Annotated in this window: 39 protein-coding genes; 25 read left to right on the forward strand and 14 right to left on the reverse strand. The window is 40.9% G+C overall.

The window, feature by feature from the left end; all coding sequences use genetic code 11:
• Positions 1-129 precede the first annotated feature (129 nt).
• The gene (locus A1QO_RS00750) at positions 130-1,875 is read left to right on the forward strand and encodes a hypothetical protein (protein ID WP_017041286.1); all 1,746 of its coding nucleotides are present in this window, start codon (positions 130-132) and stop codon (positions 1,873-1,875) included.
• A 217-nt stretch (positions 1,876-2,092) separates the two neighbouring features.
• Here A1QO_RS00750 and A1QO_RS00755 read toward each other — a convergent pair whose 3' ends face one another.
• The 5 genes from A1QO_RS00755 to A1QO_RS00775 form a co-directional block, all read right to left on the reverse strand.
• Complete coding sequence (locus tag A1QO_RS00755) at positions 2,093-4,153, reverse strand: hypothetical protein (RefSeq protein WP_017041288.1); 2,061 nt, start codon at positions 4,151-4,153, stop codon at positions 2,093-2,095.
• Positions 4,154-4,254: 101 nt separating this feature from the next.
• Complete coding sequence (locus A1QO_RS00760) at positions 4,255-4,551, reverse strand: hypothetical protein (protein WP_017041289.1); 297 nt, start codon at positions 4,549-4,551, stop codon at positions 4,255-4,257.
• 94 nt (positions 4,552-4,645) lie between these two features.
• A complete protein-coding gene (locus A1QO_RS00765) occupies positions 4,646-4,954 on the reverse strand; it encodes a hypothetical protein (RefSeq protein ID WP_017041290.1) in 309 nt (102 codons plus the stop codon).
• A 267-nt stretch (positions 4,955-5,221) separates the two neighbouring features.
• Positions 5,222-5,683: a hypothetical protein gene (locus A1QO_RS00770; RefSeq protein ID WP_017041291.1), complete on the reverse strand. Its 462-nt coding sequence runs from the start codon at positions 5,681-5,683 to the stop codon at positions 5,222-5,224.
• A gap of 40 nt (positions 5,684-5,723) precedes the next feature.
• Entirely contained in the window at positions 5,724-6,032 is a 309-nt protein-coding gene (locus tag A1QO_RS00775) for a hypothetical protein (protein ID WP_017041292.1), read from the reverse strand.
• 216 nt (positions 6,033-6,248) lie between these two features.
• Between A1QO_RS00775 and A1QO_RS00780 the strand changes: the two genes are divergently transcribed.
• From A1QO_RS00780 to A1QO_RS00825, 10 genes are all read left to right on the forward strand, one after another.
• Complete coding sequence (locus A1QO_RS00780; RefSeq protein WP_017041293.1) at positions 6,249-6,515, forward strand: hypothetical protein; 267 nt, start codon at positions 6,249-6,251, stop codon at positions 6,513-6,515.
• 102 nt (positions 6,516-6,617) lie between these two features.
• On the forward strand, positions 6,618-6,866 hold the full coding sequence (locus tag A1QO_RS00785; protein ID WP_017041294.1) for a hypothetical protein: 249 nt from the start codon (positions 6,618-6,620) through the stop codon (positions 6,864-6,866).
• A complete protein-coding gene (locus A1QO_RS00790; RefSeq protein ID WP_017041295.1) occupies positions 6,863-7,057 on the forward strand; it encodes a hypothetical protein in 195 nt (64 codons plus the stop codon). Before A1QO_RS00785 ends, A1QO_RS00790 begins: the two co-directional genes overlap by 4 nt.
• A 123-nt stretch (positions 7,058-7,180) precedes the next feature.
• Positions 7,181-7,525 (forward strand): hypothetical protein, encoded by a 345-nt coding sequence (locus tag A1QO_RS00795; RefSeq protein WP_017041297.1) that lies wholly within the window; start codon positions 7,181-7,183, stop codon positions 7,523-7,525.
• Between the two features lie 128 nt (positions 7,526-7,653).
• A complete protein-coding gene (locus A1QO_RS00800) occupies positions 7,654-8,493 on the forward strand; it encodes a hypothetical protein (protein ID WP_017041298.1) in 840 nt (279 codons plus the stop codon).
• A 99-nt stretch (positions 8,494-8,592) separates the two neighbouring features.
• Complete coding sequence (locus A1QO_RS00805) at positions 8,593-8,856, forward strand: hypothetical protein (RefSeq protein WP_017041299.1); 264 nt, start codon at positions 8,593-8,595, stop codon at positions 8,854-8,856.
• A gap of 430 nt (positions 8,857-9,286) precedes the next feature.
• Positions 9,287-9,691: a hypothetical protein gene (locus A1QO_RS00810; RefSeq protein WP_017041300.1), complete on the forward strand. Its 405-nt coding sequence runs from the start codon at positions 9,287-9,289 to the stop codon at positions 9,689-9,691.
• The gene (locus A1QO_RS00815; RefSeq protein ID WP_017041301.1) at positions 9,688-10,056 is read left to right on the forward strand and encodes a hypothetical protein; all 369 of its coding nucleotides are present in this window, start codon (positions 9,688-9,690) and stop codon (positions 10,054-10,056) included. The genes A1QO_RS00810 and A1QO_RS00815 overlap by 4 nt, the downstream gene beginning before the upstream one ends.
• A 59-nt stretch (positions 10,057-10,115) precedes the next feature.
• A complete protein-coding gene (locus tag A1QO_RS00820) occupies positions 10,116-10,367 on the forward strand; it encodes a hypothetical protein (protein ID WP_017041302.1) in 252 nt (83 codons plus the stop codon).
• A gap of 5 nt (positions 10,368-10,372) precedes the next feature.
• Complete coding sequence (locus A1QO_RS00825; RefSeq protein ID WP_017041303.1) at positions 10,373-10,663, forward strand: hypothetical protein; 291 nt, start codon at positions 10,373-10,375, stop codon at positions 10,661-10,663.
• A gap of 254 nt (positions 10,664-10,917) precedes the next feature.
• On the opposite strand, the gene A1QO_RS00830 is transcribed toward A1QO_RS00825, so the two are convergent.
• Positions 10,918-11,676, reverse strand: coding sequence for a hypothetical protein (locus A1QO_RS00830; RefSeq protein ID WP_017041304.1), 759 nt, complete (start codon positions 11,674-11,676; stop codon positions 10,918-10,920).
• 335 nt (positions 11,677-12,011) lie between these two features.
• Between A1QO_RS00830 and A1QO_RS00835 the strand changes: the two genes are divergently transcribed.
• Positions 12,012-12,503 carry a hypothetical protein gene (locus A1QO_RS00835; RefSeq protein WP_017041305.1) on the forward strand — a complete coding sequence of 164 codons (492 nt, stop codon included), beginning with the start codon at positions 12,012-12,014 and terminating at the stop codon, positions 12,501-12,503.
• Between the two features lie 16 nt (positions 12,504-12,519).
• Complete coding sequence (locus A1QO_RS00840; RefSeq protein ID WP_017041306.1) at positions 12,520-13,083, forward strand: hypothetical protein; 564 nt, start codon at positions 12,520-12,522, stop codon at positions 13,081-13,083.
• A gap of 227 nt (positions 13,084-13,310) precedes the next feature.
• Here A1QO_RS00840 and A1QO_RS00845 read toward each other — a convergent pair whose 3' ends face one another.
• Positions 13,311-13,640: a hypothetical protein gene (locus A1QO_RS00845; RefSeq protein WP_017041307.1), complete on the reverse strand. Its 330-nt coding sequence runs from the start codon at positions 13,638-13,640 to the stop codon at positions 13,311-13,313.
• Between the two features lie 136 nt (positions 13,641-13,776).
• Here A1QO_RS00845 and A1QO_RS00850 point away from each other — a divergent pair, with 136 nt between their 5' ends.
• From A1QO_RS00850 to A1QO_RS00875, 6 genes are all read left to right on the forward strand, one after another.
• Positions 13,777-14,043 (forward strand): hypothetical protein, encoded by a 267-nt coding sequence (locus A1QO_RS00850; protein ID WP_017041308.1) that lies wholly within the window; start codon positions 13,777-13,779, stop codon positions 14,041-14,043.
• A 118-nt stretch (positions 14,044-14,161) separates the two neighbouring features.
• On the forward strand, positions 14,162-14,638 hold the full coding sequence (locus A1QO_RS00855; RefSeq protein WP_017041309.1) for a hypothetical protein: 477 nt from the start codon (positions 14,162-14,164) through the stop codon (positions 14,636-14,638).
• A gap of 12 nt (positions 14,639-14,650) precedes the next feature.
• Positions 14,651-15,073 (forward strand): hypothetical protein, encoded by a 423-nt coding sequence (locus tag A1QO_RS00860; RefSeq protein ID WP_017041310.1) that lies wholly within the window; start codon positions 14,651-14,653, stop codon positions 15,071-15,073.
• Positions 15,074-15,153: 80 nt separating this feature from the next.
• Positions 15,154-15,462, forward strand: coding sequence for a hypothetical protein (locus A1QO_RS00865; RefSeq protein ID WP_017041311.1), 309 nt, complete (start codon positions 15,154-15,156; stop codon positions 15,460-15,462).
• Between the two features lie 117 nt (positions 15,463-15,579).
• A complete protein-coding gene (locus A1QO_RS00870; protein WP_017041312.1) occupies positions 15,580-16,059 on the forward strand; it encodes a hypothetical protein in 480 nt (159 codons plus the stop codon).
• Between the two features lie 58 nt (positions 16,060-16,117).
• On the forward strand, positions 16,118-16,459 hold the full coding sequence (locus A1QO_RS00875) for a hypothetical protein (RefSeq protein ID WP_141707104.1): 342 nt from the start codon (positions 16,118-16,120) through the stop codon (positions 16,457-16,459).
• Positions 16,460-16,680: 221 nt separating this feature from the next.
• Here A1QO_RS00875 and A1QO_RS00880 read toward each other — a convergent pair whose 3' ends face one another.
• A complete protein-coding gene (locus A1QO_RS00880; RefSeq protein WP_017041314.1) occupies positions 16,681-17,790 on the reverse strand; it encodes a hypothetical protein in 1,110 nt (369 codons plus the stop codon).
• A 123-nt stretch (positions 17,791-17,913) separates the two neighbouring features.
• A complete protein-coding gene (locus A1QO_RS20375; protein WP_017041315.1) occupies positions 17,914-18,054 on the reverse strand; it encodes a hypothetical protein in 141 nt (46 codons plus the stop codon).
• Between the two features lie 430 nt (positions 18,055-18,484).
• Here A1QO_RS20375 and A1QO_RS00885 point away from each other — a divergent pair, with 430 nt between their 5' ends.
• From A1QO_RS00885 to A1QO_RS00910, 6 genes are all read left to right on the forward strand, one after another.
• Complete coding sequence (locus A1QO_RS00885; RefSeq protein ID WP_017041316.1) at positions 18,485-18,835, forward strand: hypothetical protein; 351 nt, start codon at positions 18,485-18,487, stop codon at positions 18,833-18,835.
• 13 nt (positions 18,836-18,848) lie between these two features.
• The gene (locus tag A1QO_RS00890; RefSeq protein WP_017041317.1) at positions 18,849-19,535 is read left to right on the forward strand and encodes a hypothetical protein; all 687 of its coding nucleotides are present in this window, start codon (positions 18,849-18,851) and stop codon (positions 19,533-19,535) included.
• Between the two features lie 122 nt (positions 19,536-19,657).
• Complete coding sequence (locus A1QO_RS20535) at positions 19,658-20,092, forward strand: hypothetical protein (protein ID WP_241790374.1); 435 nt, start codon at positions 19,658-19,660, stop codon at positions 20,090-20,092.
• Between the two features lie 12 nt (positions 20,093-20,104).
• A complete protein-coding gene (locus tag A1QO_RS00900) occupies positions 20,105-20,593 on the forward strand; it encodes a hypothetical protein (protein WP_017041319.1) in 489 nt (162 codons plus the stop codon).
• Positions 20,594-21,057: 464 nt separating this feature from the next.
• Positions 21,058-21,357 carry a hypothetical protein gene (locus A1QO_RS00905; protein WP_017041320.1) on the forward strand — a complete coding sequence of 100 codons (300 nt, stop codon included), beginning with the start codon at positions 21,058-21,060 and terminating at the stop codon, positions 21,355-21,357.
• 4 nt (positions 21,358-21,361) lie between these two features.
• Complete coding sequence (locus A1QO_RS00910) at positions 21,362-21,568, forward strand: hypothetical protein (protein ID WP_017041321.1); 207 nt, start codon at positions 21,362-21,364, stop codon at positions 21,566-21,568.
• A 217-nt stretch (positions 21,569-21,785) separates the two neighbouring features.
• Here A1QO_RS00910 and A1QO_RS00915 read toward each other — a convergent pair whose 3' ends face one another.
• From A1QO_RS00915 to A1QO_RS00935, 5 genes are all read right to left on the reverse strand, one after another.
• On the reverse strand, positions 21,786-22,244 hold the full coding sequence (locus A1QO_RS00915) for a hypothetical protein (RefSeq protein ID WP_017041322.1): 459 nt from the start codon (positions 22,242-22,244) through the stop codon (positions 21,786-21,788).
• A 26-nt stretch (positions 22,245-22,270) separates the two neighbouring features.
• Positions 22,271-22,513, reverse strand: a complete 243-nt coding sequence (locus A1QO_RS00920) for a hypothetical protein (protein ID WP_017041323.1) — start codon at positions 22,511-22,513, stop codon at positions 22,271-22,273.
• A 21-nt stretch (positions 22,514-22,534) separates the two neighbouring features.
• Positions 22,535-23,326: a hypothetical protein gene (locus A1QO_RS00925; RefSeq protein WP_017041324.1), complete on the reverse strand. Its 792-nt coding sequence runs from the start codon at positions 23,324-23,326 to the stop codon at positions 22,535-22,537.
• Between the two features lie 81 nt (positions 23,327-23,407).
• Positions 23,408-23,956 (reverse strand): hypothetical protein, encoded by a 549-nt coding sequence (locus A1QO_RS00930; protein WP_017041325.1) that lies wholly within the window; start codon positions 23,954-23,956, stop codon positions 23,408-23,410.
• A 286-nt stretch (positions 23,957-24,242) separates the two neighbouring features.
• Positions 24,243-25,184, reverse strand: a complete 942-nt coding sequence (locus A1QO_RS00935; RefSeq protein ID WP_017041326.1) for a hypothetical protein — start codon at positions 25,182-25,184, stop codon at positions 24,243-24,245.
• Between the last annotated feature and the right edge of the window lie 51 nt (positions 25,185-25,235).

A 25,235-nucleotide genomic window follows, 5' to 3' on the forward strand; every position in this document is an offset into this window, starting at 1 on the left:
AACCTGAGTTGCGCTTAGACTCCAACGTATGAATTTAAATTGATACATCCAGACCGATTTATGTTGAATATTCTCAAACAACTACTATTGGCTGATAATTAAGCGCCAGCTGAAGTAAGAGGTTTGATTATGATCGACTCGAAATCCGGTTACGCCACATTTTGTAGATCCATTCACGATTGGCTTAAGCATTTAGGCCACGACATTAAACTAGCAAGCGTTCGAGAGCGGGTAGCTACTTCTTATCAGTACCGGACCACCAGCGCATTACTCTCTGATTTACCCATTGAATTTGAAGTTTCATTCATTCCTAAGCTTATTGATGAGCTCAACGAGCATCATCGCATTTCAATCATGGTTAACTATCACCAGTTTCCTTTTGATGCCGGTTTTGTATTAAGTGAATCTGAAGCAAGGATTGTGTGGGATTCATTTAAGACATCCATTCGCATAGACAATAATAGCCCAGTTGGTGGAATAGCTTTGTTGCTTAGGGGGCTAACCAAAGATAGCTTTGACAGTATGCCGCCGCCTAATGGCCTAAGGCCAAATGGTAAAGGTAAGTGGTATTGCTCAAAGGAAAACGAACTCACTGAAATGCTTGACGCGATCACCATCGACCCCTTGACTTTGTTTGATCCCAAAAGCATTACCCCAGAATTAGTGCAAAACATAGTTAGCAATCTTAAAGAGCTGATCATTGAATATTGGGATAAAAACGCATCGTGGCACCTAAACACTTGTGTGGCGAATTTGCTTTCTGCAGAGCACATCAACGCAAAGGGCCTACCTGTCGATGTCTCTCAGGACATTGATACTCCTTTTTCTCAATGGGTTTCTGGGTCGAATGAGTTGCTCTCACTACCACCTCAACAACTTATGACTATAAATCACCCTTTTCGAACGACCTTGACTGGGTCATCAACGTTTGAGGAAGCGCTTTATTTCGAATTGGTTGATATGGTACTTGGTCGATATTTGTTTAATTCAGACTCTTCAAAGAGTGTAGAAAAAAACCTTTGGGGCGTTCTTCAAAGTGTATCGCCATGTTCAGACAAACATCAATATTTCACATATTACCAGACCTTTATCTACAGCCCTGAATTTAAAGAGGCTCTAGGGTTGCTCTCCAAAGAATGGCTCAACTCTCAAACTAATTGGACTAAGCCCTTAAGAGAACTGGCTGTCATTCCCTTCAGTCAACCAAAAGTCGAAACAGATAAGTACTACACACGACAAAATTGTTTGAGTCATTCTATCGTGTTGAGTGATGGTGTAAAAATGTGGGTATCCCCACTAGACAGAAGTGTTGATGAGTTTGGTTATCATGATGAGTATGTGAGCTTCGATGTAGACGATGAAGAAGAGTTTGATGATGAGGAAATACTTCCTTTTGAAAACCCATTCTGTATAGAAGAGATTGCAGTTGATAGAACCTTAGAGGCAGGAGAAACTGACTTCATTGTTTTCGGGTATTTTTTTTCAAATCTCACAAATGCAAGCGAGCTTGGTCGGCACTACGATCTTATGGACTCAATTAGCCAGGACCTCTCTAATATCTCTCGATTTGTTAAAAAGTCGAATATCAATAGTCTTTCTACGAATTCAGTTTTTTACATGTCGGAATTACTGCTATCTCAGCCTGTAAATCTTGAAGAACTCGCTCGGGAGTTTAACCGAGCATTTTTAGCCAATGAGACTGCTTTGTCAGATACCATGGTCATCATTAACACAAGCTGCTTTACCGATCGATACTACATTGGTTATCCGTATGGAAGCGCCCCTGCTCTTCAGAAAGAGTACCTTGAGTTTGTGAATAAATTCGTTCAGGCAATAGAACCTTATGCAGGAGAGGTTCATCTTTTTAGCGCATAAAAAAAGGGGAGCCATGAGCTCCCCTTTTGTTATTACTTACTTCAATTAGTCGACGGTGGATGTTCCGTAAAACTCACCCATCGTTAATTTACGTTTGATATTGGTGTTATTACACACCGCGTAACGGCCATACTTTTCATTTCCAAAGTACTCCCAATCATACTGATCAAGTGACCAATCTTTTTCATCACTACGAAAGCATTCACGTTGTTAGTTTTCATAAGATTACTCCAAATTCATGGTGTTGGCTTTCGACACTAAATCGAGCCTCTAGAACCATATTAAGAACAGTATCCGCAAGATTCGTCAGGTTATCGGTTAGCCCATTTAATGAGCCAATCACGTTATTCGGGTTATCTTGCTCAGTGACATCGAGTACGAGGTCCCAGTCCGTTTCACTTAACATCGTGAATCGAAGAGAAACATCGGCACCATAAGCCGTCAGCAAGTGCGTGATGCAACTCCCTTCTTCGTCTTTGATGTACTCTGTTATCTGTTTTGAAATACCATCAACATCAGTATTCTTGTTCTCAATACTATTGAACACATCACTGAAATTCATCAGTTCAGAATATTCAATTGCGGCAGAATCAATCAGCTCTTCGGTTTTGTCTTCTAGAGTTTCCCATAAATCGGCAATAAGCCCTTCATCCCCCATTTTGACTGTGATAAAGACATACTCTTCTTTAAAAGGTCGAATGATGTAGGAGTCCGGTGTACTTTCAATTTGATTAAAGTAATCGTCTTTGAACGTAAATTGTGGATAGGTAAGGTCATAACCAGACGTACCGCCTAGATACAGACCATTCTTATCCAATATCACTTTGACGTTGACAAAGTCTTTACCGTTGGTCTTGCCATTTGTAAGAGTGAAGGGTAATTGAAAGACAGGTGCGTTTAACCCGACATGTTTGTTAGGCATAAAACTCAAAATAGGGGCGAACCCTTCTTTGATTTTTACTATCTCTTTAACATGGAAGCCAAGTAAATCAATAATGGCTGGGTTAGGCTGCTCCTCTATCATGAAGTCCAGTTGGTCATGATAAAGCGCATACATTGTAAGGAACTCAATTTCGATGATGTTCTGATCTTCAATATTGAGTTTGGCATAGTTAAAATCAGTATAGTAATCAGTGATTCTATCAAACCATTCGACATACTTCGGACCATATTGCTCATTGCTTAAGTATTCATGCATCGTCGAATACCCATGCAGTTGTGCTACGTGCGTGGAATATTCACTTAAGAGCTTAGAGATAGAAATTGCAGATCTTAAGTCCTCACAAAACTTTTCGCGACTCGTTGGAAAATCAGTTGAAGCCCAAGTACCCGTGTAATAAACACCTTTAAAAATGCGTTCATCATATGGGACCATTTGGTTTCTCTTATGGTATCCGACTTCAAATAAGGCTTTTAAAAACCTAACTTGCAGCTTCCCGTTATTGATTGAAGCCTGTGATTCTATTGCGCTATTGGCAATGATGTTCAGTACATCCCATTGCAAAAACCCTTCAATTGGCGTATCCATTTGATTGATCGTGTCGGTCAAGGCTGTTTGGAATTCTGATAATACTTCGAGCATCGAGCGTCCTAGGCCCATTTGCTTATTCTTAATGAATTGAGTAAAGAACTCATTGATACTTTCTGATGTCAGCTGATCGTTTAATGATGCACGGTCAGTGTTTTTCTTGGTGAAGTACCCAATGAAATCAGTCATTGCTGCTTTTAAGCACTCGTTATGAGTTGCGTATAGTGGAGCAATAAAGCCGGTATTGCTGTCGTATGTGGGTTGTGCCAGATTAAAATCTGGACACTTAACAGGGGTTGAGTCCTTGTAGACCCCAGGTATTTCAGGTGAATTTACTAAGCGTGAATCCAGTGGTTCTTCAATGTTCAGGAAATGATCAATCGTATTCCTGACCGCTTGAATTTTTACGCTTAGATTAAAAATTGCCCCATTATGATTTCGTTTGATGTCATCTTCCCACTTACGTGAGTCTTTAACAAAACCCTTCAGAGCAAGTTTTTCGGAGCGGCGTTCTTTCTCGCGTTTGGCATTCACATGCTCTTGACGTAAAGTCCACAATCTTTCTTCCTGCTCAATGAGAGCATTAATGGCCGCTTCATACTCAAGCTGAGTGCTGTGCTTTACAACCATGCTATTTATAGCGACCGTTGCTGCTGATAGACCTCGATCGTAGCCATCAAGATTTTTTGGCATTCTTTGGCGAAGCTCGCGTACGGCGGCTTCAATGATTTTAGAAAGGGATGCTTTCATGGTGATATTTCCTTGTGCGTTGTGTTTCATTCCACCAGCTGGTGGAGTGAAGCGTTAAAGACTCAACAACCTAGCTAAACGCTAAAGGTGCCGAACTGGTATTAGATAGGTTGAACAAAAAAGTCGAGTGTATCGGTAACTTCATAGTTTGTAATTTTGAGTAAATCGATATCGCTCATCCAAAAATAAATGGGTACAGCTTTTTGTACATCTTCCAACTCTTTGCAGATTTCATTCGTGCTAAGAGGTTTGTTTTCAGTATCAATATTGATATCCGATCTGTTCATAAAGTTGTTATCAACGAATGTCGGGAAAGCCGTGGGGCCATCCTTGATGTGGACTTTAACTTGCTTTTCAGAGTGAGCTTTAAGTAACGCTAAAAGTTCTTTACGTTTCATACGTGTGTGCCTTGTGTGTTAAAGATTTAGTTAGGGACGGGTGATACAGCAATAGCAAAATTCTATTGCTGAACTAGATACTCGAGATGGTGTTTTATTCTTGATAGAACTTTAACCAGGGTGATGATGACGGCATAAGCCTGTGATACAAGCCATTGATGAACTCTAATCCATCTTCAGTAACCTGACCTAATGTCTCGGTACCGGACTCTCTCATCAGCCTTAGTAAATGGTCTTTATTACCAAACCAGCTTTGCTTCACGCTGGGACAGCTATCGGGTTTTGGGATTGAAAACACAGTACCTTCTGAATCGGCGTAAAGATTCCAATTAGCCGTACCAATAAAGATACATTTAAGGTGGCACAAATTACGGCGTTCGCCTTTTGCGTTCCTAATAATCATGCAGTATTTCCTTGTGTGTTTGCTATGAATTTAGCGATATAGAATGAAGCACTAAGTGGTAATAGTGGAGGTATTAAAAAGGATGCCAGCAAGGTGCTGCGATAAATGGATAGCATCGAATTATCGTGTTGAATTTACAGTATGTCGATACTTAAACTAATAATCAAATGATAGACAACTTTAATGTGTATTTTCTGACGAGGGCACGGTTGTCCATAGGAAGATTGATTAAATGATTTTCAAGTTAGTATTGCTCGGCCTCTCAAGCTATCGGTCCAAACGACGAACCTCAGTGATTGGACGAAGAGTATTCGATGATTTGGCAAAACAAAACATTTTTAGGTCATATTCATCACTCAATGGACTGGCCAAACACCCAATAGGTAACACTTCACCTTTCTCTGAATAGCGATACGAAAGCATGGGGGTCGCGCCTTGTCTAACTATCTCGTAAACAGCCCAAGCGCCATGCATTTCCGAATTACACTCTGTGGGCTTTTGGACCAAGTCCCCGAACTTCAGTATATGGCCATCAGAGTCGCACAAGCCAGTGGAATCAAGCAATTTAGTTGCGGTATTGATGGTATCAACATGTTCGTTTGAACCCTCCATTATCAATCTAACGGCAGCGAGAAAAGCTATTTTATACTCGTTATTGGCAATGGCTTCATTGTCCTGAATGCGTTGCAAGGTAGTGCTAACGAGTTGATCATCTTTTATTGTAGCCATTCTGGGTTCCTCTCATTCATCCATCATAGCGCTATGGAATTTATGACTTATTACTGAATATCGTAAAGATATCGTCTAGTTTTCTACCAATAATAACAACCAAGGCCAGAGAGAACACAAACATCACCATTCCGCCCATTAAGGCATTCAACCAATCGGTAGGATTGAGTTCAACAAAAAGGACTGCCCATGGGGTTTCGGAGTCAATAAACAGCCCCATTCCGTTCATAACTATTGCAACAGTTAATAGTTTGAAGCTGCTTACTTCTTTATGAGTACCACTTCCTAAAGTGATTTTGCATAGGGCAACAATAATTAAAACCACCTTGAATACCCATTTATCTCGCATAATTGGTTAATTAACCTAATATGGATATTATTCTAATTTCTGCTGTTTCTAAAGTCGATGATTGAATGTCATGTTGAGTATAGTCATATGCTAATCGTGACTCGTTCCGACCTAGATTTCAACGACAAGCCAGAGAATATTGTCATTTGTTGTGCTGTTTGGTACACTAATCAAATTAGGTTATTGCACATTATTGCAGCACACAAGGAAATACAAATGCGAACTTCGAAATACGATTCCTGTTTAGCGGGTCTTGCCAAAGTGTCACTTAGCCCTATCGATGAAAAAATGGGACCGCAAGAACTCTTTACGCATGTATTGAACCATTGCGCTAATGACATTCAAGGACACGACGAAACACATTGGACAGTCGAGTTTAGTGATTCATCTCAATTGAGAGTGGTTTGTTTGGAAGATAGCTTTTTAAGAGGGGCGCACCCAACCCGATCTGACTTATCCGTTTGGGATGGCACCTTAAAGTGAAAGATGTGCCGCATGCTATTCAATGTGGCGATATTCTAATTTTTAGTCAACTTCGCTTCACAATCAGTCATTAGATGATAATGACGTTTAATGGAGACACCCATGGAATACTTTTATTTCATTTCTTTTTTAGGGGGCGACAGGTCCAAAATTACCGTTATTGATTTGCATAACGGCACAAGCCACCAGCGTGAACAGTTCTCACCAGTCAATGATCGTGACTATCGCGATCTTAACGAGGCGCTTGTTGACGCGAAATCCTTAGCTGAAAAATACAATCTTGAATACGTGCTTTTTGATTCGCGTTATGAAAAGAGATTAAGTGAACGAAAGGAGTTGAGCCTAAAATGAATATCTACATAAAGCTTGGGACAGGCCCAGGCAAAGTCATGCATTTATGTAACAAACACAAATTGCCAGACATTGGTGAAAAAGTGTTTGTGAAAGAGGTCAACAGACCTGAATACCCGCGCCAAGGCGCTCTGATAGATGGAATGCGCGATACGGTTAATGGCACTTTATATCTCGCAGAAAGAATGTAGGTGAACTATGGGTACTTTTGAGCCAATTGAAATTGTGATGTTGACGATTGTTACTGCCGCCATTGTAGGTGCAAACATATGGACCCATTGGGGTCGAAAGTGGGTCGGGGAGAGGAAAGATTCATGAAAACTGCCGTAGTGAAAATGTCGCAAGAAGAAATCAAAGCAGGGTTAGATGCTCGCCATGAGCAGTGCATAGTTGTTGCCGCAAGTGATGGTCACATCTGTTGGGATATTACTGACACAAGAGAACGAGAACCCATTCATGAGGTGAAATCTGGGGATCGTTTCTGGTGTTGGAACTTTAAAGAGACGCCGAAAGGCTATACGCATGACTTTGCCAATATGGCCCCAACTGACGTCCTCATTCAAACCGATGTAGCACTCGAGCTTGTTTACATTACTGATGACAGCGAAGACCCTCAGCTGTTCATTACTGAACTAGATAAGTCGCCCAATTGGACATAATTGAGGATGTGTTCTTTCTGTAGAACTGCGGCCTATATCGATTGGCTGCACTAATCAACTTAATGATTTAAATATATAATTTATTTGAAATAAGATTTTAACCACCAACCCTCACATGGAGTAACTAAATGAAAACTATCAAGCTCTTGGCTCTGTCCTGTTTTACTGCATTGCTGGTAATGGGATGCGGAGGCGAAAAAATCAATATTGAAAATGCTAAAGCCTCTTCTTATACAATCACTGACATTGAAGGACGTGAGCAAACTGTAACGATTGGAGAGCACTTTGATAACCTCAAGTTTTGTGATTCCAGCTCGTGGGTAATGGATGCCGCAAGGGTTGAAGATGGTGAACAGGCGTACTTCGTTTGTCAGGTTAATAACCCAGAAATGATCACGATGTTGCATGAAAATTTAGAGCTTGCGGGGGATGAGTTGACCCAATATTTTGAGCGCGAATTGTCGGTCGATAAATTTGGTATTGGTGGTTTATTGCACCGTTCAAAGAAAATGTTAGAAAATGCATCTTCTGATGGAAAGTCAGCGGCACAGTTGAGAGATCGTAAATCGGACGTCATTCAAAACCAGAAAGTCTTTGATGAGTTCAATGCCTACACAGAAGAGGCTTATCGCTTTATGGATAAAGTGGACCTGAAAGGTATTGAATTAAGAGTTGAAGTTAGCGCCTACATTGATAACGATGGGAAGTACAAGCGATCAACGATTAATCCAAACTTTAGTTATGTATACGATGAAAACCAACGTTTCGACTCCGCCATTTTAATGAAAAGCAACATCAAAGAGTTTATAGAAATGAATGGGGATAACGCAATGTTCTTTGAGCAAGTCGGTACCGCTTATGTAAATGAGGTTGTTTCAAGAAGAAAGATTCACATTGTACAAAGTGATCTTATTAATTTAGTCCATCAGACAAGCAAAGAACGCATAAATACTCAGGGTAACGAATAAGTGAAGCTAAACGTCAATTTATGATTCGGTGAGCGATACCAATGTATGGGGACGAATTTTTAAACAGGTTTGTTGTATCAATGATTAAAGGAGGCCTTCATGGCTAGTGTGCTTAAGCAAGTAGCGATTATCGGATTTGACCAACAAGGAGAAATTGTTCAAGTTAAACAGTTGTCGCTGGATTTAGCTTCAACGGATTTGAACGCGGCTAAACAAGTGGTCGAACAATTTCTAAATGATGATTCTGACAGCGTAAAAGTCGTACTATGCAAAAGTAAGGACGTTATTTTTCATGACACCAATAAGGTCATAGAAAGACTAAAAGAAGCCACCACACAAAGAGTGTTGCCTCAAGAAGTGTAACTTACCCTTCCTAAGACGGGTATCAATAAAAGGGCATAGTGTTAGTTTGTAACACATGCCTTTTTTGTTTCAGTCACGAAATCGGCCCACTCAACGGCTGTAAATCAGGTTCGTGTTGCCAATAATTACGCACCTTAACCCCAACCATTAAACCTAAAGTATTCACATATTTCGCCATCGTATGCATCAAAGTGCTAAAATTTCCGGTGTTTCATTTCTTCTTCTGCATGTTTATGCAACCAATAGAAAATTGGTGGGTTGTGTATTTTGTACAAAACCAGAGAGTCGTGTATTATCAGTGAGTAACCTGATTACTTCGGCACAACTTCAGTAATCACCACTTAGTGGCGTGTCATTAAACCCCTCCACCTATCACATTAGGTACTTCCCCATATTTTGGGTATAAATCATCACACAAGGAAAATAAATCATGCATAAATTGGCAATGATCTACCAAGGTAAAAGACCTTTAATCAACAGTTGCAATCCAGTACTCAATCGTCGTGTAGGGCTGAGCATCGAGCCTGTACACCCGAATATAGGTGCGAATCAGTTCTGTTGCGGTTTAAGTATTGAGGTTCCCTCAATCAATACCGACAGCTCCGGTAACAACACTCGTTTAGATGATTTAGACACTTCAGCTGTAAAGTGCCTTTCTTCTGCTATTGAGAAGATCGGAGCTCAGATTGAAGAGTTAAAGGGCCATCAAGAGCGTTTGGCTCTAGAGCTTGCGAAGTTTCAGTCTGGTGAGATCAATCTTAAGGAGCTGGCACTTAAGCAAATTGAAGATAACTATTCTGATCATCCATTAAATAAGGTCGGAGAGAAATCATGATAGCCGCTCTTGATAGTCAATTACTGATTGAGAATAGAAAACTGGTCTCGTTGAGTGACAAACTGGAGCATACAGCCCAGTGGATGATGGCTTCTCATGGCACACCTGAGTTTGGCGTTCGCCAGGATACCTACTTTCCTCTACTCAAAAAATGGAGAAATCAAAGCAAACTTGTGAACGGTCTTCGTTCACAAATAGCTCAATCGAAAATGCTGAATTCTTCAAAGCCCGTAAAATCTGACGAAGCCATTTCGATGGAAGAGAAACGAGCTCAGAAAGAAGCAAGTGTAACCTCAACGACCTACGAACGTGCTCAAAAGCGGCTTTTTAAGTCGGTTGATGGTTTTTTAAGTGGAAAGCACTAATTAGCAGGGGGGGCGTCCCCCCCTAAATTTATACATTTAGCACACAAGGAAATACAATCATGATCAATAAACTCGCACTATTTATCTTCGTTACTGCAACTTCAACTTTGACTATGGCCGCGCCAGATCAAGGCCACTGTAAAGACCAAGCTATCGCAGCTGTCGATACAGTAAAGTGGGTCGCTAACACCTTCATTGGACAATCTGATGAGCAGATGAAACAAGCTAAGGATCGTATGACAGTGCTTGAAGGTCTTCTTCAAGAGGAACGTTATTGCGAAGCCCTGACTAAAGCCACTAACATGGACTAGGTCATATGGAACTTCTGCCCAATGAAGCAAAAGCGAAAGCTTTCGTTCTTCGCATTGGTTTCGAAAGATCGACTCGGCTCATTAACGCGATCGACCGTCGATTCCAGCGACGATACAAGAAGGCTTGCATCAATAGTTTCTCGCCAATCAATCCAGAATGGATCTATAAAACCAAATTAGAGGTTGAGCTCATGCATCAACTGAAAATGGGGTTATCTTTGGCTGACACCAGCAATACACCCGCCGCCGCTCGGCAGCGAATTCTAGAAAGAATTGAAAGACGGAAGGCCAAGTGATTGGCAGTGAAACAAGCTTAATTAAGCAATAACCTTTCCCAAACCCTCCCTTTCAACACTGTAGATACGAGTCTTAGGCTCTTAATCATAAAGACCAATGCAATAAGCATTGGTCTTTTTTTTTAATTTAGCAGAAGAGCTCAGCTAAGGAAAAAAAATGGAATGTTCTCTTGAAGTCGGTTTGGCTTAAAATGTAACCGACAATAAAAGCTCCCCAATGATATATATGGGAGCTTTTATTATTTGGCTGCAATCTAGATTGACCACGATAGCGACTCATTAAACACACCACTGATTTCACCGGAGTTGATGCCGGTTCGCACATGATCGAGAAACATCGACATGAAATTGAAGTCATCATTTTTAAGTTGCCACATCGCCCTGTTTATATCGGACTTACTCCAGACAGCTAAACCTTTGTCAAACTGTTCAGGTAGAGTGATAGGCCACTGAACAGGGTTTCGCGACTCACCTTGCACGGTTAAGACGAAATACCCAGGACATAACGCAGTCGACGATTCGCGTTCTTCCCCACCTTTTGAATACAACGCTTGAAAGCCACTGCCAATATAATCACCATCATACGCGTACCAGATATTGTTCGACTTGATCAGTAGATCAGTCACAACGTTACCGTTAAGAACGTAATAGATTGATTGAGTAGGGCATGCGCTCCGGTAAAAGTGACCTTCATTAGCCAACTTCAAGATCAGTGATTTTGCACTCTCGAGCTCCTCAATTCCATTTTGACTAAAAGGCTTCTTAGTTTTCATAGACAAGATAAGCAGACTTTTCATGGCGTAGTGAAGAACCACTTGGGGATCACTGTCCAAAGTCTCGCATGCGTCCCTGACGGCCTTATCTTTACTGTTCCAAAGGTTACCCAATGCAATACCATCAATCATAGGGGTATGGATACCACAGGACCAGTAAGTATCATTTGAGGCACCAATGGCGCACTCTGCACAGTGAAGGCGGCGTGAGCCGACGTTAAACATAGATATATTCATCATTGTATTTCCTTGTGTGTGTTCCACCAGCTGGTGGAGATCAATCAGTAGAGATGCCAGGGAGAATTGCTGTGATAACTGGATAGCATCGTATTATCATTTCTTACTTAATGAGTATGGACAAAGGGGACCCAAAATCAAATGTCCTACAACACCATTGCCCCCGCCTAAGCGCCGAGATGGTGATCTCATTGAGTCACCCGTAAACATATAGTAAGGTTATTAGGTAAATTGATTACTTCACACGTACCCAGTAATCACCACTTTGTGGCGTGTTCTTTTATTACCTCAACTCATTATCGAGTTATTTTTCGATTCGAAACACACAAGGAAACCCCATGCGTAAAGAACCTTTCGATATACCCACAATTAACAACCACAAAGAAGCATTGGCCATTTTTCTAGGCATTGATTCAAACATTGTTTCAGTTCATGAGACTGACTTCGACCGTATTGAAGATGCTGGCATTACCGGAAACCTTGGCTCTCAAATACACACTTTTCGATTTGAAGATTGTCAATATTTTGTGGGGTCAAAAAATACGGGTTTAAAAGGTGATGAGTTAATCACTTTTAACAGCAGCTTATGGCAGGTCCTAAAGTTCAACTCTGACACGCCCTATTGCCGATTTAATGACAAAACGGTGATGAATCACTTACAGACACTAATCACAAATCAACAACAAGTGGTCGACATTGACCAACCACAACAGACGATCACCATTAAGTCGGGCGATATCTACAGTGAGTGGCGATACGCGAGTCATGTACCAGAAGATATTTCAAGTTACTATCTTGTTGGTTTATTGACGACTATCACTTGCTACTAAGAAATAGGATTTCATTATGAAAACACTTTTAAAAGCAGCAAATTTAAAAAAGGTAGTCAAACTTATTGGTACCAATCAGTACTTCACGGTCAGTATTGACACCAAGGGTAAAATTACATTTTGTCCCGTTGGTGGCGGGTTCGTACAGAGCCTTAAATCAAATGATGATTCAATGTTTGAAATTGTTGATGAGATGCCGACAGAGTACAAAAAAGCAGTATTGACCCTTGATGATGTCCCTTCATCGATATTCGAAGGGTACTGTATTCCAACCCAACGTTGGAATGGGTGGGCAATACCCGTCTTTGAAGTTTCAGTAGCAAAAGAGATCATGGCCATGGTCAACGGGACGATGCCTGAATTTTATTCAGTCACTCGCAATGACGAAAAAGGTTTCTTTGAAATTGAAGAACATGACCATGATGAAACCAGTCAACTTGAAGACTTCATTATCAACGTGGATGGTAAAGACATCGTTGTTGTTTCTTTCATGGGGGCTAACTGGACTTGGTGTGATTACTATGGCGATAAAGCGACCGAAATGCTCGCCAAATTCGTACGTTTCGATGACAATGAATAGCTATTGCTAATACCAAAACAACAAAACCACTCCTTTTAATGGGAGTGGTTTTTTATTAGCCACAAACAAACTTCCTTCACTTTTCGTTTTAAAGCTGCTTCTTGTAGTTTCTCTTCATTGATAATTTCGAGAAGCAGCTCGGTCGTCAGTAATCCACCAGCTGTTTTTAATCCGAGTGGTAATGAAGATTCTAATTTTTTAGCGAGTTTATGAAACTTGCCATTTTTTCATAACGTTGCAGATGACTCAAAAGCCCCTTTAATTTTTACTGCGATCTTTTGGATGCTTTCAAAGCAATCAATTTTCGGGATCGACTTAAGGCCTTGATCTTCACGTTGTCGTGCTATTTCAAAAGGGTAGTCAACGCGTGAATCAATAATTTTCGCACTCTCATTAACATGTACATGGGTGTAATAGCTTCCATCAGAGCAACGACTAACTTCGACGGCCCCACCTGGAAACTGTATTACGTGCAAGGTAGGTTCAGGATTTCTCTTGTCACCTTTGATGATTATGTGACAAGCATCTTCAGAATGATGAACTTTTGTTTTCGCCATTTTGGACTCTCCAAGAATTGTTGGTCATTATGTAAATCATTTTTGATTTATACAAACTATAAATCTTTTTTGATTTCCTTGCAAATCATTTATGATTTATTTATAGTGCTGATATGGCGTTTACTTAGGACTACATATGACCGAAGAAATGGTTGATCCCAAGCGTTCCGTAGAGAACCTACGAGAGCGTCTGAAACAGACACGGAAGCAGATGGGGGGCAGTGATGCTTTGTTCATTGCTCTTTATGGCAAGGAGCCTGAAGGTAACCAAGACAATACGTTTAGAAACTTGGTGAACAGAGGGAGCTTGAAGGCAGAGTTCGTCGCGCTATGCGCGGAAAAACTTGAGTGGCACGATGTTACTTTGAGTGAACTGTTTGCTTTACCAGAAAGAAAGAAATAGGCCAGTTCATGAAGTGGTGTTCCATTTAGCTTACTTGATACGACTGATAAGTCGGGCTTAATTACACTGTAATTTGAATGATGAAACCAACTAATCCAGTACAATAGGGACAGAAACGATGAAATTTTTTGCCACTTTCAGCCACCAACCATTCCATGGGCAGATCAGTCTCATACCAGATAAACAATCTCTCTTTGACATTGTTCACAGTCGCGCTAAGTTTCTTGGATTATTGGATGATGCGAATGGCCATGCCTTGCCTACATCGGAATTTACTGAATCAGAGTTGGTGGACATTCATGAACGTGTAACGCTTCACACCGTCGTCGTTCTCGTTGATTCACTGGATGAGCTTAAGAGCTTATCAATGGATTCAGACTACCAACAACTGTGTGAAACATTTATCAAACATCATGGCTTAGATGGGGCTCAACCTTTAATTTGCACAAGAAGGGATATGAGCTCGATCTTGGCACTCTTCAAATCTGAAGGCATAAATCCACATGATAAAGACCGATGTCTTGAGTCATTATCACAAACCGTCATGCCAACGGGAAATTCAAATAAATACCTACGTTGGTTAGCAACACAATAGCAGGGAGTTAAAATGGAAATACTTGGATATTTTGTCTGTATTAATGGGGCTATCTGGACAGTATACACTGATGGTAGCAGTAACTATCACTTAGACTTACAGGTCACTAGTGATAATAAAGGTGTTCAGATCCTTGGTGAGTATGACGGTGAGCCATCTCCGACAACGGGGCGGTTAATTGAAGATGAGTACACACTTTGGCGTTCATTGGTAGAGCTCGCTGCAAACATTGAGACAGATAAAAATGACGTCTCATTAGATGACTTGCGTTCCGATCTAAAGCATCAGCTTTCAATACCAGATGAACTTGATTGGACTTACTTTTTAAAAACAGCAAGTCGGGCTTACGTTTCAGCTGAAAAAGAGCTGCGCAATATGACTTTTGAGCCCCAGTGCCTGAAATCTACCTCCGAATTAAAGGCGAAATCAAATTAAGTCTTTTGCAAAAGGTACTGAGTAACAGTGCCTTTGACAGAGAATTTACTTAAACAAGCAGTAACGAAAGGAAGTATTTAATGACATCTTTTGAGGATTCACTCTTAAACAACGTCAAATTGGCCGAAGAAACAAAATTGAACAGTGAATGTGAGCAAGCAGAAAAGACCATTGAGAAAGATTTCATCAGAAAAGTTAATGTTTTGATTTGCCCGAATTGTAAGCATGAATTCGAATGGACAAATAGCATCAAGAATCAAATGCCGGTTCCTTCGGGGTCGGGTGGGTGTAAAGCGCTAGCAAAGTGCCCTAAATGCGGCCATGTAGGGTGTGCAGATAGGGACAAGCCGAAACTCAAACCTAAGCCGAATAGAATGAAGAACAGGTAACCAGTGAGGGTCTTGGACCCTCTATTCATAAACCCAAGCCCCAAAACAGTAAGCAGCACGAATAACGCCTTAACCAGGCACTAGCTTTACTTTTACATCACACAAGGAAATGAATTCATGAGAGAGAAATCTTATAGAAAGCTTGAAACCAAGATTCGTGCAATTTGTGGTGAATCGATAGACGCATTACTGAAAGATTTACGCAGTAAGACGGGGAGTGACTGCCTCCTAAATAATACTGTTCATAAGATAAACACATCCGTTTTAAAAAAGTGTCACAATGACTTAGCGGTCCTTGCTCAGTGGATAGATGAATTTTGCTTTAAAAATGCAAACTTGATCGTACACAGCGGCGGGATTGAAATGTTTGGAGGTGGCCGTGTCAGCGAGAAGTCGGTACCGGATATTTTTAAAACAAAATTGAGCCGAGATGATAAACATCAATTAACTCTCCTTCACGATCACATTAAAGCTTTTATGCGTGAGTCGAAAAACACAAGAAAATTCAGCGATCGCGTTAGTAGCGCACACCGAGCGATAGATTTGCTCCTCTCAGTGCAGGATGTTGATATGCAAATATTCGAAGTTTACAAGTAAGACCCAACGACCGCCGTAGTCGGTTTTTTGAGACAACCACACAAGGAAACATCATGTTATGCCAATAACAACAAAGCCAACCTGCCCAAGGTGCAAACGGGTACCCAGTCAATACAATGAAGTGCATGTGTCATGCCTTGCTTTCGATTTGACTTCTGATCGTTTTAATCAAACAGCACCCATTGATAAGGCGACAGAAGGGCAGGTTTGCCACATTCATCCAACCGATCCATCGGTCGAGATCAAAGGCCAAATGTCAGAGCCCTACTCAACCCATAAAATCCAAGCTTATTGTGATACCTGCGAGCATGGCTGGATACTTCCAGAGATGACAACCCTTGACGATTTACTCACGTTGCATGGCTATAACCCATGTACGACCCTTAAAATAGCTCAATAAAGAGGTTAATATGACTTACACATCAAGCGACCACAGTTAAAGCGATGTCATTAGAGGAATTACAATCAACTCTCTAATATGTAGCGCTAGAACATTCTGATTCTAGCGCTAACGTTTTCGTCTGCGATGGCGTTCAATCCCAACTTAAGCGCTTTGAAGTCGACATATAGGTCTTGAAAATAGAGCGTTCATTGGGATTTAGTATGTGCGACTTATCTCCGTCACCAATCCATTTCTTCATTTATCTCCTCTTGAACCAACTTTAAGAATTGCTCTCGGGTCGCTCTGCATTCATCACTGATTTCATAACAGTCGTCTGACGAAAAATACATGCATTCATCTAAAAATTGTTCGACGTCACCGTAAATGTCATCGGTTTCCATGACACTAACAAGTTGATGAGCAACAATTGCCAGTTTTTCTGGGCTGTCGGAAAGCATAAGATTCGTTTGCAGTATTGATAGCGCAACAGTTCGTCCAAACGAATGGCCAGCTGCGTCATATTCGTAGTCGTCAAAAAAATAAGGACCCAATCCAGTCAAGTAGCGAACAGACTCATCAAAGTCGACTAAGTCGCAGAATTCAATAAAAATGACATAATCCATCACGACTTTCGATATTTCTCTCCAGTCCGACTCATCAACAAAGCCGTGTTGACTTGCTTTTAACGTTTCGACAATCAATCTATGAGATTGATCTTCATTAAACTTAGTAATATTCCAGCCATCCAAAGCGTGTTCAATACCTTGTGCGTTAATGGCATCGTAATAGCTTAGAAGAGTTTCTAGCTCTTTAGGGACGTGGCTATTGGTATCGACTTTAATCAGTTCCACCAACCCCAAATTTTTATCGCCGTAAAACTGAACACCGATTTCAAGGGTGAGCTGTGCTGGGCCACAAATGATACTTGAAACTCGGTCTAAGTGGATTTTTATAGTCAAATGGGGTCGTGCTACCAAGCGCCCCAAGTCGATTCGTATCGTGGTTTCATTGCAAGAGGAGGTACTCATTCTAATATGATGAGTTTTTACCGACACAGCCGATTTTTTAATGTCATCTGTTTGTCTGATGAGATCAACAAGGAGATGTGTACAAATATCTTTTGCCTGAAATCGCTCAGTAAGGATGTTGCTGCCAATGAACATTTTGCGAGATGCTTGGGTCAATTTAGCGTCGACCTGAACAGCAGTAATGTCAGTCCGGTCCAGTTTGAGATACTCAACTAAGAAGTTGGCAAGGAGCTTCAAAAAGGAGGCTTCGATTTCGGGGAACATTAAGTTCTGCTCTAAAAAACTGAGTTGGTGGCTTTTTACTTTATAGAGTGATAACACCAGATTTCTCCGTAACTTTTTGGAAGTGTTAGAAGATAAATTCAACGTAGTAAGAAAAAAGGGCATTCGTGCACATTGCTGTAGGCCGTTCAATTATAACATGCCCTTATCCTTTTATTGCGCTTACGAATACCAAGAATCAAAAATTGCCCTCCACACACCGACCGGAGACTCATACCAACCAGTGAACATTAACAACTTGGTTAGGATGTACAGGATCAGAAAGCTGGCACCAATACTTAAGGTTAGATAAATAGATTTCATACTAGGTTCCTATGTCGAATATTGACTGAGTACTACTAATAACGCTCCAGTTATCATTTTGTTCAATTAACTTCGCCCTTTTTGCGGTGATTACTGTTAATCGATAAATGTTTGATTGATTTTCGGGTAACCACCATAGTGGCCTTGATATATCCCCCTAGCTGCCACCTATCTGTCTATCGTTGTACTCCATCAAAGAAATTCCAGCCTCATAACCAAGTTAACTTTAACTGTTGCCTCTAATAGAACGAGTGAAAAATTATCTTCGCCCAGGATTTCTTACATAAATGCCCATTGGGCTAGAGCAATCCACCAACAGAGTCACGTTACATCCAATTTCAGAGCTAACTGTTACCTTATCCGTACGGGTACTATTAACGCTTATTATATAATTCATTCCTTATTCGTACCCATACGATTAAGGAATATCTTGACTATTAGGATTAGTGCACAGCAAAAGAATGCGATGTTAACGATTCATTACATCGAACTAGTTCATGGTTTGCATACAGCAGTGAACACGAGTTATTTGCGTAAGAAGGTCAAAATATCACTGTGCAAAGAGTTAGCGTCTAATCATTTCCTAGTCAGCCTAAGGGCTTTGGCGACTAACGGGTATTTAGTGTACCAACCCAACGAAAATAAGCTTATCAATGCCCACGCGAAAGTGAACGAGAGTATGTGGCAGTTAACCAATAAAGGGCGGTTGTATGCCGAGGAATTGCACTCCACAAGAATGCGGCCTAAACGGACATACACCAAAAAAAAACCAAAAAAATAAGGGGTCTATCTCTATGAAGCACATCCCAATGATTTTCAATACTGAAATGGTCAAAGCGTTACTGGCGGGTAGAAAAGGGGTCACACGTCGACCTATGGACCCTCAGCCCACTGATAGCGACACGGGGTATATGTGGTGGCCAAGTAAAAAACTCGAAACCATGGTTAATATTGATAAGGTAACAAACAACGAGGAGTACTGGGGCGATCTAGCAAGTGATATATGTCCAATAGCGTCCATTGGTGACTTGATTTGGGTTAGAGAGACCTTCGCAGCACTCGGACATAATGACTACGCACAAGTGAACCCCAATTCCATTTCGGAAATCCATGAATATCGTTACAAAGCAAGCGAGCGAGATTCGATAGCAAACTGCAAAGATTCTGAGGTCAGGGGTTATAAATGGGTACCTTCCATCTACATGCCCAAATCCGCAAGCAGAATCACTCTTAAAGTGACGGGCATTCGCATTGAACGCGTACAAGACATTACAGAAGACCAAGCGGTACTTGAGGGAATACAGACTGAAGACGAGTGTCAGCGCAAAGCGGTGGAGTCTGGTTTAAGTTGGTATCAAAAGCCAGTCGAATGTTTCAAGAACCTTTGGGGCGGCATTTACAACAATTGGGATGAAAATCCGTATGTTTGGGTTATCGAATTCGAAGTGTTAGAGAGAAATGTGAGAAATATTGCTGCTTAGAAGGTGATGTAATTGGTTCTAAGTTCGATGCCAGTTCGTTTGTTCATAAAGGCCACTTGAATAAGATTTTGAACCCCTTAATAGCCTTAAGATTGAATGGAAACGTTGATTAACAGGACGACATGATGAACTACCCGACATTAGATAGTGATTTAGATGCACTCAAGAACGCGCCAGAGCTCCAGGATAGATCCTTTGGGATTTCAAGAATCCAACGCTATTTGGGGTTTAGTTATAACCGCGCTGCGCATCTTGTAGATGTTGCAATTGTGAAGGGCCTTCTTGTCAGAGACCAAGAGTCTGATTGGTTAGTGACATTGACTAAGGAAACAGTTTTAAGCAAGCAAGAAATGACCTACAAAACCGCGACACACGTTCTTGATTGTCGTCATGCTATTGGAGCTGGTGGTAAAGACTACCAAATGCGGTGTCATGTTTTGAAAACTATGGAAGATGGCCGATTAAAAGTTCAGGTGTACGGTGAGCGATATTGGAAAAACACCGAGCATGTAGTCAAAGTACGTTACGTTGAAGCAAACAGAGTATACGAAAGGTAAGGAGAAAGACTAATGAAAAAATTTGTTGTAGCAATGGTATTGAGCACGTTGGCCAGTAGCGCATTTGCTACTGTTGACCCAGTGGTGTCTGAGTACCAGAAAATTTACGCACTCCAAAGAATGGCACCATCTATGTCGGAAGTTCTTATAGCTGTGAATGGTCGAACGGCAACAGATTGTGAGATGATTTCACCATTCGATTCATTGGTGAAGTACGAAGAGGTTATTGAGTTAGCCGATTACGTAAGAATGCAAGGTGGAATGGATGGTACAGAAAAACTGAGCGCTCTGTTAGATCAAGCGACTACAGCAGTTTGCCAATCTCTAATAAGTTCTATGGTCGAATCCCCAAAAGACTCAACTGAATTTGAGGAAAGTTTAAAGGCCATGACATCTAAACACGCACAAGCCATGGCAGATGGTGTGGATAGTAAAGTTGCGTCAAAACAACTTAATGCTGATTTTACTGAAATTCGAAATGAACTATTGAACAAAGAGTAGTCGATGGGAAGTCATGAGGACAGCGCACCAAGCCTAGAGTATGGAAAATAGCCAGATACCCATGGCTTACCATTCAACAACCACCAACATAAAAAGACGCGGCCAATGGGCGCGTCTTTTTCCTTATAACTGGTGCGTTTGAACTAATAAAAGAAGGGGACACTTACATCCTTTCGCCCAGGGCGGTGACATCTGAAAAAGCTGCAATGCACTAGAGCAACCCTTAACCCTTGTCTAGCAAACATCTCTCTTAAACTGGTCTTCTCTTAATATTTCACTTTAAACGCCCTGCATTCTCCCTACGCAACGTCTAGCGTCTAAATATCCAGTCATAAGTAAACCAAGCGCTCCGCCGACAGTTACAGCCATTTAAATCAAAAAGGATTTGCAGTAAATCAATTTTGATGTACACTCTATAAATCATAAATGATTTGACACATTAATATCGGTAAGAAGGGCACAGCATGAGAGATGATATAGCTAACGTTCAATTTGCGAAGTATTTGGGGTTTCAGTCTTTATGTGTCGATCCTTTAATTCGCAGCAAGCGAAATCATTTTAGACTCAGTGACTGCAGTCCTGCTAACTCTCTTGTGTTTGAAAAGGGAGACGTGCGTGTATGGCAAGTAAAAGGTGGGTGGCGCTTTGCTGATTATTCGGGCAATTTTGTGACCAATCATTCACCTATAACATCAGACCTGTCTGAATGCCTTGAGTCAGCCGCCAGATATCACCTTCTAACCAACGGAAATATAGGAAGCTAAGCTCATGGACAAATCAGCCCTTAAACAAGTGACAAATCATCACATGATTTCCTTTAATAAATGCAAAGAAGACTTAAACCAATTGTTCAAGCGTCTCCCAGAGAAAGGTGAGATCAGTCAGACGGATTTTCATGATATTTGTAATCGCGTAGAGCGACAACGTAAAGCTCTTGAAGCTTTAGAAACACAGCTAAAAAATCAAATTATATAACTGTATGGATTGATGAAGGTGACCGTTTAGAGATTAAAAGCGTTGAAGTTTGCTCAACTAATATTTTGGTCAAGATTGGTAGTCTTACTTACATTACTCAGTAAGCATAATCAGCACTCCAGTTAACTGGTCACGGGAATAAAAAAAAGACTAGCTAAAATAGCTAGTCTTTTTTGTTGGTGGTGGATACATTTAAATGGTCACGCGTGAACCGCGATCACTTGTATACGTGGTCATGGCCATAATAAGGCTGTCTTTCAGTTCTAGTCAGGCCTTTCTGTTTTTCAATCCAGTCAACTTGGTGTGAGACTGGGGTTAGGGCAGCACCCGTAACAATGAACCTTTCTGCAGCTAGCTTATTGATCAACGCTTCGCTTTTATCATAGTCAGGGTTTATGCCAAAAGTACGGACGCACTTAAACAGGTGCCCAGTCCAGTCTGAGTATTCTAATTTTTTTTTAATTTCATCATCACTAAATCCTTTATCTTTATGATATTCAAAGAATTTCGATTCTAGATAGTGATCGTGAATGTAGATTGATTCATTTAAGAGTATTTCTTTACCATCAAAATGGCATGATGGCTCATTGGCTAGAGTAACAGAGCTGAAGCACAACCCAATAGAGGCCAAGCAGATCATTAAACTCTTGAAATTGAATCGAATAGTATTAGACATTCGAGTTTCCTTTTTTTTTTGGTAAATTAGCAATAAACGCTTTCAAATGCATCCTGTTCGGCTTGCAGCGTTTTATAACGTTCTGACACTTGCCAAGGCATAGTGTCGATGTCATACCCATGTTGGTCATTGATACGGTCAATCTCTGCAATGCGGTCTGATGACTGCTTGACTAGATCGTTGGTCGTACCAACCATGCGTTTAAGTTCAGCTAGACTGTCAGCTGAACGAATAGCACTGATTAGCTCTTCTGCTGTAAAAGTTTTCATAACATTTCCTTTTGATTGCAGTTAAATTGACCATGCTAGATGGTCGCATTTGCCATGAAACTGGCCAGAGTTAATGCCGGTTCGTACATTGTAAAGAAGCCGCGTTGCTGTATCTCGGCTATTGAGTTTTAGTTTTAACATTGCGCTGTCGATGTCTGACTTTTTCCATTGCACAAAGCCTCCATCGTAATTGTCAGGTAATGAGATAGGCATAAATGTGCATTGCTTGTTTTCATCTTGAACAGTGACAATGAAGTAGCCGCGTTTGATGTAAAGCTGCTTGTCGTACAGAGCACTTAAGCTATCCCCTTTGTTTTCACCATTGGTCGTTCTCCAGGCTGACTGTGTGAACATCATGAAATCAACCACCTCACCATCTTTAAGCAGATAGTAAATCGGCAAGTTTATTGCAGATGTAACTTCCATATTTAATCGAAACATGACATCTCTAGCTTCAATCATGGAATCACAGGTACCGTTGTAACACTCTTCATTGGCCATCTTAATCAGAAGTTTTTTTGACGGTTGATATATCGCATTCCAACTTTCATTAAGCGGCCACCAACCTTCGCGAGATAAACAATGATCAACATTGCTTGCTGCTTTATCGACAAGGTTAGAAGGACTTTCCTCTAGTACCTTCAGGCCATTGTATTTCGCAATTTCAGGGGTGTCCCATATTGTTCCATCGTTCACACCGTCGATCACGGGTGAATGTATTCCTGTTGGCCAACAAACATCTTCGTTTGCACCAAATGCAATTGAAGATTTATTTAGTTGGGTACTTTCAATGGTAAAATTTGATACGTTCATATCGGGTATTTCCTTGTGTGGGGACCACCAACAGAAACGTTGGTGGTTTGGTATTTAATAAAACGTGAGTTTGAGGAAAGTTTACGTATGGATTAGTAGGTTCCCGTAATCTATACCTTTGTCCATTTCCTCTGCTTTCAGTATCTGTGACACTTGCTGATGTGCAGTCGGGTAAGCTTCTTTGAGAGTTGAGACTTCGATTATGAATTCTCTACTACTCGATTTCTGAAAAACGCATTCGCTAATACAGTCGATAGCTAGAAGTGACTCATAGTCCTCTAGGCTAACTTGGACAGTAAATGCCACGAGTGTTGAACTTTCCACTTCGGCTTTACGTTCACGCTCTATTTTGAATTGCTTGACTATTTCATCCACCAACTTTTCAGGTGGGAGTAAATTAAAATTAAAAATATTTTCAAACGAACGAATTGCATTAATAGTCGTTACTAATAATTCCGTTGATATTGATGATTCATTCTTGATTTGCCAGTTTGACTCACCGATAGGCGATTCATTGAACTTGGCTAGTTGGTGATCGCCAGGGTGTAACGAGATCATTTGTGTATCGTAACAGTAATGAACTTTTATCGAATCATTAAGGTTTGCTACATAAGAAACAGTACGAGTCATGGGTAATTCCTTGTGTGATTTTCTCAAGAGAGAGGTACCTAATTCAATTAGGTGATAGATAAGCTAAGAACACGCCACTGGGTGGTGATTACTGGGTACGCGTGAGGTAATCAATTTGAACACATTGAGAATACTACAGTGTATAGAAACATGCAAAATGGTCACTACTGAGCCCCCGTAATTCAGGCAAAGAAAAGCCCCTAAAAAGGGGCTGGTACTATCATATTGATTGTTTCTATTTGTAATGAGCTCACCAATAGAGGAGCGCGTAATTCAGTGTAATGACTTAGAAGGGGCAATCATTCTTAAAGTGTTCTGAATATTCTTTAGGAAATAGCCTTGGGTCTGCCTTGCCTAGGTGGGTAAAGTTTCCGGTCTTCTCCAGCATTAATGCAAGTGAATGGGCAACCTTTGTTACTTTTTCAGTCTTAGCCAGTGTCTTCTGATCTTTCACATAGAGTAGGGCATCGCTTTCTCGTGCGCCTTTATACAGCATGCTACGGTCATAATATCCTGTGAAACTAAACAGAGCAAACTTACTCGCTTCTTCCTCAGAACTTGCTTCAACGATGTCGGTTTGTGTTGAACTGACTGCATGGTTGCTATCGAAAACCTTAATGCTAACCAGATAGGTATTAGACTCACCGATACAGGCCTCCATTAAACTTTCACCGACAAGTAAATCTTCCCAAGTATGAATAGAACTTGTTTTGGGTGCATCAACACCGCGTAACGCCCAAATAATAGGGGCACCCGCGTTAACGCTTTCCGCAACTTGTGTTGTTACAGTTCGTAAGGCGCGATGGATAGCGTCTAGAGACGAACCGTCGTCGCAACCCCACTGCTTAATGAAAGACTCGGCAAGCTCAACTGAGGGGTCCTCTACAACATTATAGTCATCGGTATGATGAAGATAGAATTGAAGAACGAATGAGAAATTAAAACTCAGATCATGTTTATCAATTTTATGATTTTTTTTGAAAGTAAATTTGACGCGATACAGCTCGCGACCAATCCCATCGGTGCTATAGCAATCATCCACTCCTTGAACAGAAATGAATTTTGAGTACTTCTCAATACATTTTGTAAAAGGGTGGTCAGTCAGAGCATGTAACTGCAATGCATTTACAAGTACTTCTGTGTTAGCTCGGACTTTACGAGGTTGTTCATTTGATGACACGTTCCCTAGAGATGTAGTCATAAGCTGTTTGACAGTATGAATGTCCATGGTTATTTCCTTGTGTTGTTTTCCCAAAAGAGAGGTACCTAATACAAATAG

It is taken from the genome of Vibrio genomosp. F10 str. ZF-129, from assembly GCF_000287055.2.
Classification (GTDB): domain Bacteria; phylum Pseudomonadota; class Gammaproteobacteria; order Enterobacterales; family Vibrionaceae; genus Vibrio.